This is a genomic window from Bradyrhizobium sp. Ken64 (assembly GCF_055807555.1).
Window position 1 is genome coordinate 1 of record NZ_JBVVPA010000055.1, and the last position, 10,738, is coordinate 10,738.

General features: G+C 57.7%; 6 protein-coding genes and 5 pseudogenes. 4 read left to right on the plus strand and 7 right to left on the minus strand.

Annotated elements, in window-relative coordinates; all coding sequences use genetic code 11:
- Positions 1 to 45: 45 nt before the first annotated feature.
- Positions 46 to 461: pseudogene (locus AC0L2F_RS35375) on the plus strand (hypothetical protein).
- A gap of 856 nt (positions 462 to 1,317) precedes the next feature.
- A pseudogene (locus AC0L2F_RS35380) lies at positions 1,318 to 1,623 on the plus strand (Dabb family protein); the annotation flags it as partial.
- Positions 1,624 to 3,336: 1,713 nt separating this feature from the next.
- On the opposite strand, the gene AC0L2F_RS35385 reads toward AC0L2F_RS35380, so the two are convergent.
- From AC0L2F_RS35385 to AC0L2F_RS35405, 5 genes are all read right to left on the minus strand, one after another.
- Positions 3,337 to 4,119: a YggS family pyridoxal phosphate-dependent enzyme gene (locus AC0L2F_RS35385; protein WP_473251486.1), complete on the minus strand. Its 783-nt coding sequence runs from the start codon at positions 4,117 to 4,119 to the stop codon at positions 3,337 to 3,339.
- A 571-nt stretch (positions 4,120 to 4,690) separates the two neighbouring features.
- Positions 4,691 to 5,542, minus strand: coding sequence for a pantoate--beta-alanine ligase (panC, locus tag AC0L2F_RS35390; RefSeq protein WP_473251487.1), 852 nt, complete (start codon positions 5,540 to 5,542; stop codon positions 4,691 to 4,693).
- Positions 5,543 to 5,556: 14 nt separating this feature from the next.
- Positions 5,557 to 6,429, minus strand: coding sequence for a 3-methyl-2-oxobutanoate hydroxymethyltransferase (panB, locus tag AC0L2F_RS35395; RefSeq protein WP_473251488.1), 873 nt, complete (start codon positions 6,427 to 6,429; stop codon positions 5,557 to 5,559).
- A gap of 418 nt (positions 6,430 to 6,847) precedes the next feature.
- Complete coding sequence (locus AC0L2F_RS35400; protein WP_035973649.1) at positions 6,848 to 7,120, minus strand: phosphoribosyl-dephospho-CoA transferase MdcG domain-containing protein; 273 nt, start codon at positions 7,118 to 7,120, stop codon at positions 6,848 to 6,850.
- Positions 7,121 to 7,125: 5 nt separating this feature from the next.
- A complete protein-coding gene (locus AC0L2F_RS35405) occupies positions 7,126 to 7,434 on the minus strand; it encodes a hypothetical protein (protein WP_473251489.1) in 309 nt (102 codons plus the stop codon).
- 383 nt (positions 7,435 to 7,817) lie between these two features.
- Between AC0L2F_RS35405 and AC0L2F_RS35410 the strand changes: the two are divergent.
- Positions 7,818 to 8,409: pseudogene (locus tag AC0L2F_RS35410) on the plus strand (IS5 family transposase); the annotation flags it as partial.
- Between the two features lie 207 nt (positions 8,410 to 8,616).
- Here AC0L2F_RS35410 and AC0L2F_RS35415 read toward each other — a convergent pair.
- On the minus strand, positions 8,617 to 8,958 hold the full coding sequence (locus AC0L2F_RS35415) for a transposase DNA-binding-containing protein (RefSeq protein WP_473251490.1): 342 nt from the start codon (positions 8,956 to 8,958) through the stop codon (positions 8,617 to 8,619).
- 209 nt (positions 8,959 to 9,167) lie between these two features.
- Positions 9,168 to 9,900, minus strand: a pseudogene (locus AC0L2F_RS35420) (outer membrane protein).
- 644 nt (positions 9,901 to 10,544) lie between these two features.
- Here AC0L2F_RS35420 and AC0L2F_RS35425 point away from each other — a divergent pair.
- Positions 10,545 to 10,738, plus strand: a pseudogene (locus AC0L2F_RS35425) (peptide transporter); the annotation flags it as partial.

A 10,738-nucleotide genomic window follows, 5' to 3' on the forward strand; every position in this document is an offset into this window, starting at 1 on the left:
CCCGAGCCTACCGGCTCAAGGTGGGCAACGCCGACCTCTTCAGAAATTCAACAGAACCCGGGACATCCCCTCGCGCGTTTGCGCGCCCTGCGTTTGGTCTATTGGAGCTTCATTAAGCAAAACGGCCCGGAAGCGCGTGCGCGGCGTCTTCTGCGGGATTGGCTATCCCCAGAGCAGCGTGCGCAATTTGATGCCGAGGCTATTTCGAAGTCACGGGCTCTCACACGGGTCGACGATATCGCATTCACCAGGGCAGCGTGAGCAATGTTGTCGAGATCGACGAAAACGGCCAGCCAAAAATCGGGTGGTGCTTTGTTCCCGAACGCCCCCTGGTGACCGGCGACATCATGCTCGCTCAAAGATCGCGCTCGAAACCGATGAAATGGCAGTGCTCGCGGTTGCGAATAAATTCTATCCGAATCCTATTCGACCTCCCTCGACTGGTGCGCCGCGCCTACTAGCGTTGCTCATGGGTGGGCCCCTTGGTGCGGGCCGGCGAAAAGCGCCTGTACGTGAAACGACGGCTCTTTCGCGACAGCAGGTAAGCCTCGCCAGACTGGCGTTTTGTTGCAATGCGATCCGGCTATTAGCCGTTGGCGAGATGCCCTGCGCGCATTTCGCGCCAGGCATTTCTCAACCTCTGCATGGCATTTTCGAAGGCTCCGCGCAGCCATTGCGCGTGAGCGGTGCTGACGCTGTGGGGGAGATAGCGTTGCGGGCTCGATGCGCTACGCTACGAGATCGCGCACTTGTAAAACGAACACGGCGGCAGGGTGGACCATCGCTACGTTCCGTAAGTTGGGTGTAGTTTCACGAGCGATCTCTCTGCGGTGATCAGCCGGATGCATAAAGAGTTGAAGTCATGCCTCGACATCAACGCTCCAGGGCTTGGCGGCGCTCTTTCCTTCAGCTCTATGACGGCGCCTCGCCTGTATTCGAGAAGCGAGCGCATTTTCCTGCAGTTCTTATGCCTCAATCCAGCAAGTGAGATCGTTTCATGCACGACCTCCGCGCAAAGCGAATGGCGTCCACGCAGTCATATACTTAAACTTGTTCGGGGGCTTGATGATCAGGCGCTTTCTTGCTGCATGGCGAAAATTGGTCTCAGACATGGTCCACCTTGCGCAGTAGCGGCCGAAGGAGATTCAGCTAAACACCCGGCAGTGCGATCGTGCAGGGCGCCTACCGTGCGGTGGCCACTGGACGGCTGCCCGAGTCCTGCATGACTTGGCTAGGACGCTTCGCTTTCCACGAAATCAAACCGCAACTGTTCGGGATTACCGACGGCCAACTATGATTTGATACGTCGTATTCTTCACCGCAAAAGACAAGGCATACATCGACAAAGTAATCGAAGCCCTTTCCGTTCTCGCCAAAATCCCGTACGCACGCCGGCTTGAAGTCGCTCGCAACCGCAAGAGTGACCGGCCAAACGAAATTGACGTGATCGTCTACGGTGAGTTCGACGACGAAGGCACCTCGAAGCCTATAAAGCGCCGAGCTTTACCAGCAATCGATCCGGCAGGTAAGCCGCTGCGAGAGCTACGTCTCGCGGCCGCCTACAGCTTGTCTGCAGATGCGGAGCCAGTATGTTCGGCAGGCCCTCGCTACGCGCGTGGTTAAGCTGACAGGCATGTAGGGGTTTTGGGGTGATATAACGCTCGCCTTCGGCGGGCCGAATTACGATCTTACATATATCGCTGAGCGACAGAGTCATTCAGTAGTGGAACTGCAGTGGATCGAGCCCGTCACAGCCATGCGAGGCCTCTCGCATCGGAGGCACCTAACGTGCCTGGATAGCGCATCGAGAGACGCGGTACTCGGGCAGCATTCGCATATGACGTGCGATCCCTTCTGGGCTTATATGATCGCGGACAGGAAAGGTATTTGCAACGGAGAGACCATTGTGGGTGATCCGAGGGTGACACTTCGCGCTCTGCTAGTGACAGCACTCTGGGATGATAGGGCGATCATGCTCTTGCCCATCGGCATCAAGCGACATACGAGGTGTAGTTCCATCCGGAGTCGATACTCGCACCGCAAGGGGACGCAGTATTCGCAATCTTCCTACGGCTTGCAGAGCTTCCTTAAACGCGGTCGTATAGATCGGTTTCACAAATGCGCAGCTCGATAACATACCGGTCAACGCGAAAAGAGCAGTATTGCGGAAATATGGGTCGAGTTCATTTGATGCGGGCAGCACACAGACCGCTAGGCCGGTTGAACTTATCAATACCTTTCAGGTGCTCGGATCAATAGAACTCTATCACGTTTGAAATTTCCGGATGCCGTTCTAGAATTCTCAGGATAAGCGGCATCTGCTCGCGCGTTTTCGGGCTCTGCTTCTGCCGTGCCGATCTTGTAATTATTGGATGCGACCATCCCGTGGCACCGCCCATGATCAGAGTAGCCCGACCTGGTTTAGCCGCGGACGCTTAAATCGGGCGAGCGTCCGTAGAGTTCGCTCACGCGCGCCAGCGGTCTCACTTCCCTCCGCTCTGGTTCAAAACGAGCGAAACGCCGTGGGCGGCACTTCGCGTAGAGCTTCTCCAGGCGCTCTCGCAGTCCATCTCTTGCACGTCCAGTGTCATGTCCAATCCTCTAGCGATAAGATCCGGCAAACCATGAATTTTGATCGGTGGGGCGCGGAGGCTGAAAAGCAGAAGGTTCCTGCTCGCTTGCACGCTCGAATCTCGGTTCCAGAATTAACCTCGACCCAGGGCATCAATTAATCCGGGGGTTTTGATTGCGGCAACGCATCGTAGCGTTGCGTTCACGCACCGGACATTGCCCCGTCCGGGTTCACCCAATGCGAAGCCGGCGCGCCATTATATTCGGCGCGGCGGCTTCGTTGCCCGGCCACGCGCCGTGCGCTCGATTTTGATGCGGGCGTCAAGAGATGGAGCGCTCGAGCTCATCGATATGGGACGGCAAATCCCTGCTTCTGCGAAGCCAGCACCCTAACGTATCTTTAGGGCAGGCTAACAATCGAATATCTCAGTGACCCACCGAGCCCTGCTCACGGAGACAGTTGCGCGAGGCGTTCACCATGGAAGAGAACTCCGCAAGCCCTATCCCTGACGCAGAAGAACCTCGCGGCGCACTTTAGTGTTCCTGGTCGCGGAGAAATTTGCCGTGTTTTCCGTTGGGCGGCCCGCCTGCAATCGGCGAGGCTCCGGCGTGTCGACTTAGAGTGGGTCCGCCATCGAGCCTGGTCAGCTCACAAGGGGCGTCATGCCGAACGTGACGGGGCGACTTGCTAGCATTGGTGTGGTGATTTTACTCTGCTGTTGGCAGGCGACGGACGAAACAGAACTCGCGGCAGGTCCCGCGGCCTCACTCGGATAGCGCGCTGGTGGGGAGAGGAAGCCCTGGCCAATACTGTCCGTCCTTGGTCGGCCGAGGTCCGAATATCGCCTGACCAACTCTTATGACATCGGCACCTTCCTCGATTGCTATCTCGAAGTCGCTTGTCATCCCCATTGAGAGGAGATCAAGTCGCGTCGATGTTCTATCGCGGAGTGCGTCTCGAAGCCCGCGCAGCAACTTGAAACATTCGCGAACCTTGTCCGCCTCTCCGCTCAGGACGGCGAGAGTCATCAAGCCGCGAGGGACAAGGGCTGGATAGTCGGACAGCCGAAGAACAAAATCCTCTACCTCGTGGGGCAGCAGACCGTATTTGCTCACCTCACCCGAGGTGTTGACTTGGACGAACACGTCGAGATGCCGGCCTTCGGCGCTCAGGCGGGCCTGGAGCGCTTCGGCCAATCTCAAGGTATCCAACGCATGAAACTCGTTCGCGAACTTGACCATCGATTTCACTTTGTTCGTCTGGAGGTGACCGATGACACTCCAGTTCAACGACAGGTCGGCCAAATCGCGGACCTTGCTCTCCGCCTCTTGGACCTTGTTCTCGCCGAACTCGCAAAGGCCGAGTTCGGATGCGATACGGATAATCGCGGCGGGTACGGTCTTGCTGACAGGCAAAACACGAACTTCTGAACGGCTGCGGCGAGCCCGCATACAAGCCCGATTTATGCGCTGCTCAAGCTCATCAAGGTTGGAGCACAATAACGAGCGCGGATCGTCCGTGAATCGGGCGCTATTCATCTGCGACATCGCGAATTCCTCGCTTCCACGTCCATGGTGTTTGACATGGCAAAGGCCAATGATTTCGGTAGCACATAAAGCAGAGCCGAGTCCGGCTAGTTCGTCAGAACCTCTCACATCGACGCATAATCCAGGCCGTATCCCCCTCATAGGGACGATCCTAATCCCAGACAAGGTGCTCCGAATCTCGCGATCCGCCATCGCCCAACTCGCCGCTCTGGCTCAGGGAGGACAGCACGGAAAGTTCTGTGCTGCTCGGGAGAGACAATTCACGCCCCTCCACTCACGAGTAAGGTTCATATTCGTTCAAAATCGGGGCAGTTCTGGTCTGACGGCGCTGAGCGGCTTGAACTTTGCGCACCCAGCCCTTCATCGCTAAATCCATGTCCGACCCACATCCAGATGCTAAGGTTTGCGCTGCGTCGGCGGAACAAGGGTCGCGGAGTGCCCGACGCTCAAATCCCGGACCTACACCGTCTCAAATTGCTGGGTTGGGCCCACGGCCTGAACAGGTGAATCGGTCGGCCGATCCGTGGATTATGACGAGAAGATAGGTTTATCGATTTGGTTCTGAATTGCGCTACGGAGTTGGTAGTCCCAGTAGGACGTTGTCAATCAGTCGGGTCGAACCAACGTAGGCTGCGACACAGAGCGCCGCCGGAAACCGCAGGGGACTCTCGGCACGCTTGAGCGTATCACCGTCGACAAGTTCAAGATATTGCAGCCGATCAACTGTCTCAAGTTGCCGCTCGGCGAGCGCAATCAGCTTCTCCACCTCGCGCACTCCTGCGCGGAATTCTTCCGCCGCGGCGAACAGTCCACGACTGATGGCAACGGCTCGCCGACGTTCTTCCTTGCTGAGATACCGATTGCGGCTGCTCATCGCGAGCCCGTCCGGTTCCCGAACGGTTGGCACGGTGACGATCTTGATGGGAAGATTGAGATCTGTCGCCATGCGACGCACGACCGCGCATTGCTGAAAATCCTTTTGCCCGAAAAACACGACGGCCGGATGCACCATGTTGAACAGCTTGCACACGACGGTCGCCACGCCCCGAAAATGCCCAGGCCTGAAAGCCCCGCAGAGTGGTTTCGCCAGTTCGCCCGGCTCGACGAAGGTCTCGAATTGAGCCGGATAGACTTCCTGTGCACCCGGCGCGAACACAATCTCAACACCGGCATCGCGGCACAATTTTTCATCGCGCACGAAATCGCGAGGATAGCTGCTGAGATCCTCGTTTGGTCCGAACTGAGCCGGATTGACGAAAATGCTAACGACGGTGACATCGCATTGCGCTCGGCTCGCCTCGACCAGGGCCAGATGGCCATCGTGCAAATACCCCATTGTAGGCACTAACCCGACGCGTTTGCCCGCGCTGCAAGCCTTCGCTAGCTCACGACGAAGCTCAGCGACCGTGGTAATCGTCTGCATCGTTGCACCTTACATCAGGTTGGGTTGGGAGGAGCCCAGGTTGCGATAATGTCACTCAGGCTTTCAGGAAGCCGATAACACTCCTGCGGCGCCGGGAACGCACCGGTGCGGACATCGGCAGCCCAGCGCGAGAGCGCCTCTTGTAACATCTGAAAACCATCTGCATAGGCGCGAACGAATTTGGGCCGATGACCTATGGTTAGCCCCAGCACGTCATGGAATACGAGCACTTGGCCCGAGCAGTCGGGCCCCGCGCCGATTCCGATGGTTGGTATCGATAGCGATTCGGTCGCTCGCTGGGCTAGCTCGGCCGGAATGCCTTCAAGCACCAACGCGAAGCATCCGGCCTCCTGCAGACGGTGAGCGTCATCGAGCAGCCGTAAAGCGTCATCGGCGTTCCGGCCCTGCACCTTGAATCCGCCCATGACATTGACGCTTTGCGGGGTGAGGCCGAGATGGCCCATGACAGGAATTTCGCAATCGACCAAGGCACGCACCATTTCCACGCGCTTGGCCCCGCCCTCGAGTTTCACGGCATCTGCGCCTCGCTGCAGGAACCCTCCAGCGTTACGTATCGTCTCCTCCGGACCAAGGTGAAAGCTAAGAAACGGCAGATCGGCCACGAGCAGAGCACGGGGCCTTGTGCGTGCAACAGCCTCCAGATGATGGTTCATCATTGCCATGCTGACCGGCAACGTGTTGTCGAATCCGAGACAGACATTGCCAACACTGTCGCCCACAAGAATGATGTCGACGACGGGGTCGACGATGCCTGCCGTAACCGCATCATAGGCGGTGGTCATGGTGACACGCCGCCGCTCCTGCCTCCACCGCCGCAAGATTGGAATTGTGACCCGCTCAACTGACACTTCCGAAGCGTGGCTCATTTTTGATGCGTTCCATCAACTAGGCGAACGGTAATCCGATGTTGCGAGCGACGCGGCTGAGTATTACGCGCATCCTGGGACCATGCTTTCGTATGGAGGACAAGAGAAAACTGTCAACAGTGAAAGGAAGAAAGAAACATATGTCTCCAAGGTCGCGACCGAGTGCACAAACATTCCAATGGTCGCGCGACCACCAAGCAAGAATTTCCAAATTCAAATTGTCATGTGGAAGCACCTTGAGTCACGCCGCGCCTCAAGGCGCGCTGGGGCGTCGGAGCCATTCCAGATGAGAGCGCACGGGACGACGCAGGGGGCGCCGATCTAGTCGTGCCGAAGCGCTGCGATTAGCTTATGGTCTTCCAGTGGCGGAAAGGTGAAGCTGTGGTCAGTCAGGGTCCGGGTCAGTGGTCCCGCGGACTCAGGTCATGCTGTCGACACCGCCTTGACGCTTCACCAGGAGTTCGGCCGTTTCCGCGGTTGTTGGCTCACGCCATTGCACGCTGCCCGCGGCACAAATGATCTCTTGGTCGAGCCGCATCAGCGCTTGGCGAGCGATGTCGGCGATGTCAGAGCGCAGGGTGCTGGCCTGCTTGGTTGCCGCCACCCTGCAAAGCAGGTCGAGGTCCGACCAACCCGCAAATGAATGACCCGCGATCGCGTTCTTCTTCACGTAGCCGAGGCCATTCTCCATCTTCTCTACGTGCGCGCCCGATACGCAGCGCGGGCGCGAGGACCGAAGCCCCAATGCTTCGCGAACGCAATGAGCTTGTTCTTAAATTGAACCGACCGACTCACTGCGTCATGGCGCACCACGAGCGCGCGTGGGTTACCGCACAAAAACGCCACCCATTCGTCGGCGCTGGCACCTACCGGATGTTGTAGTAGACGTGCGCTCTGCATGGCACCCGCGACTAATGCACGCGAGACTTCTTCTAACTTGTGATTTTTTGCATTTGTCGGCGCCTGGATAATGGTCTGGTGCTGCAGGTCGGCTGCGGCGCGCAAGCGATGACATCGATTGTGCAAGAACCGACCCAGATGCGTGGCCGGCGCTGTTCGCATGGCCGCTCAAGGCCAGTCGTCGAACATTTTGAGGCTCTTGCCTATACTGAGATAGATCGGGACTTAGCGGCACGTTGGGGATATTTCACAGGGCCGTGCAGTGTCGTGCTTGGCGTATTCGAACGTTCGATGGATTGCTGAATGTCCTTCAGTGCGGACTAGGGCTTGCAACATACTATGCCCCACCAACCCTAAGCCTCTTTCAGCAAAAGCAACGGCCCGATCAACCTGCGGCCGATCAAACCGCCTCCTCACCGCTCCGCCGATCGGTTGACGCAGCCAACCATATTCACACTTGCTGTTTTCTATTTTCCTTCCACAGCAATGGCCCTTACACGACGATCTACGAATCGCTTCATCGCTGGGCCAAGCGAGGACGATGGTGCGCAATCTTCGAACCGCTGGCCAAGCCTGGCGAAGATGGTGTTGTGCTGTAGCTCGATTGGGACCTCGGTTAAAGCGCACCGGTGTGCGTCCGACGGAAAAGGGGGGAGCACAATCAAGCAATCGGCCGCTCGCGCGCAGGCCGCACGACGAAACTCCATACGCTGAGCAATCCCTTTCCCGGCCGGTCGTCCTGCATCTGATGGCAGGCCAGGATGTCGATATCGCAGCGGCTCCCGATGTCCTGGCGCTCGCGCCACCTATCAGTGCGCTCCTCGCCGACAAAGGGTACGACGGCGACAAGCTTCGCGGCGAAATCATTCGTCGCGGCGCGAAACCCGTAATCCCCAATAAATCTAACCGTGTTGCCATCCAGCGCTTCAACAAATGCGCCTACAAAGGCCGAAACGTCTCGAACACTGCTTTTGCAGGCTCAAGGACTTCCGGCGCATCGCCCCGCGGTGCGACAAGCTCGGCCGGAATTTCTTGGCCGCTGCGCATCTTGCCGCTCTCGTCGCATATTGGCTCAATTGAATTTGGATCCTAGTCTTCTTAAGCGCGGCGGCCCCTTGAATTTCTTCTGGGTCCGGAATTTGACGGCGGCCAGCCCAAGCGGAGCCCTTCAGTCGTCACCGCCAGGCTCGAGTGCATCAGGATGCCGCAAACCGTGTGCGAGCTCAGGCAGCCCGCCTTGTCCCCGGCCGCTGTTTATGCTCTTCGTGATTCGGATCGGTCGGAGTTCTATCTTTGATAGCTGAACTCGGTCGTATCATCGAGCACTAGAACCGGACCGCCGGCGGCAATCGTGCGCTCACGCGCCGATTGAAAGTGGCCCGCCAGAATGTCCGCTTCGCTGACCCGGTCATTAGAGAAGAAGCGATAAGCTGCCTTGGTATTCGCCCAATTGGCAGACGAGCGGAATACTTTGTCCGATGGCGCTTCCAATCTGCGTGAGCAGCGGAATCTGTCGCCGAGCCGCGCGTCCCTAAACTGGCATCCACTAGTCTCGCGATCAATCCAACCCTCACCGCCTAAAAATCGCAAACGGCCTTTTGCCGATCGATCCCTCAATGTGAGCCCCATAGAGCACCCCCTCGCGCATCAGGTGCTCAGCAAGGACCACAAGTGATTCTTCAAGATTTTGCTGATCCGCGGATCAGCTCAAGCGGAAAAGTTATGGTAATTGAAAGCCGGTCAACCGCGCCAGTCGCGGCGCTCCGTGCCTTGCCTGGCACACCAAAATAGGCCCCGGGCCATAGGCCAAGCCCTTATCCACCTTTTTGAACGATAGATCAATATTTGAGAAGAATCGGGCCGCCAAACTGATAGTTGAGCCGTGCAGTCATAAGATCGAGATCCTGGCGGATGCGGTCGACCCCACCAGCGGGCTCGGTGAAGCCGACCATGGTTGGCCGCATGAACAGGTGTGCGTACTCGAATCCAATCGACCAATTCGGTGCGAAGCCGTACTCGAAACCGGCTGCCAACGCGGCGCCCCAAAGAACGTGCTTGCTTTCTCCACCTAAGTCGCCCGTCGTCCAGATGACCCGAAACGTATTGCTCGTCACCGCGGCGCCACCTTTGGCGTAAAGTAGTACGTTGTCGAAGGCATAACCGATCTGCCCCGTTACCAGGCGGAACGCATCAATCTTGGTCTGGTTGATATCCAAAAAAGCCACGCTGGGATTCCAACCAGTCAAATGAGCCCAGTTCCCCTGGCCTTCAACACCAAGCACGATCGGGCCCGTCTGCCATCGATAGCCGATCTGCCCGCCCACGCTTCCGCCGGTGCATCATGGCAGCCCTCAGGCTTGCCACCATCGGAATCCCAGCAATTCGAGCTTGAACCAAAGCCGCCGTTCATACCGACGTTGTAGCCGCTCCAGTCGTAGATTGCAGCCGCGACGGGCCGCGGGCATTGGTGTAGAGAGGCTTGGCCGGCTGCGCAGCCAGATCCGCGCCGAATGCGGGCACCAACGCGCCAAGCCCCACAATGCTCACAGTCGCAAGCAACAAGTTCTTCATTTCTACTCTCATCTCTTCAGTGCCCCGAGCCTCATGCGTCTTAACCACGTCCGCGCGAATTGCTGTAACTGCATCGCAACATTTGCGCTGAAAGAAATGCGTGAACCGAACGCTGCGTCAGGTTGCGGTGCAGATCATCTCCAACAGCGTCGCAATCCACCTTCGCGTGCGAGCATAGATTGCGGCCGCTGATTTCAGCGGAGTAAGCGCACGCAAGTCAGATCGTCGCAAGCCACACCGCAAGTGAGAAGAGTGAAGCGGTTTGCAAAACTCTTGCTCTTGTCTCGTGCCGCCACTAAAGACCCCGTTACGACCATGCTCGTGTTGCACCCACCGGGTCCGAGAGATCAGATGAAGTCTATTCGATTGAATCAATGTTCTGCAGATGCTGACCCGTTCGTCGCAGATGCCGCTGTGTCCCGCGGTCGACAGAGCATGCGAAACACAACCTCCGCCCGCGGCGGATGAAGGATGCGGCCCGAAGGATTTTGCTTATTGGTTGAGCGAGCCGTTCTCCACCCGAGGCTTCCTACCACACCGCCAATGCCCAGATCGCCGATAACGCTTGCCGATCGGTGGTGGCCAGCGGCCGCGGCGAGTTCATCTTCTGAGCTGAAGTTCTAAGTCGATAAAGGACAGCGAGCATGTTCGTGTCATTCTTCCCTCGACCAAAGTTGTTCTTTGCGTCGTCAATTCTTTGGACGGCGTTGGCGATGGCGTTTTGGTGTGTATTTGCCGGCAATCTCTTTCCAGCCCCGGACAAGCCGGTCGGGCTTGCGACGTTCTGGTCGGCCTCGGCGCTGTGGTTTGATCTCTATTTTGCGCTGGCCGTTACGGT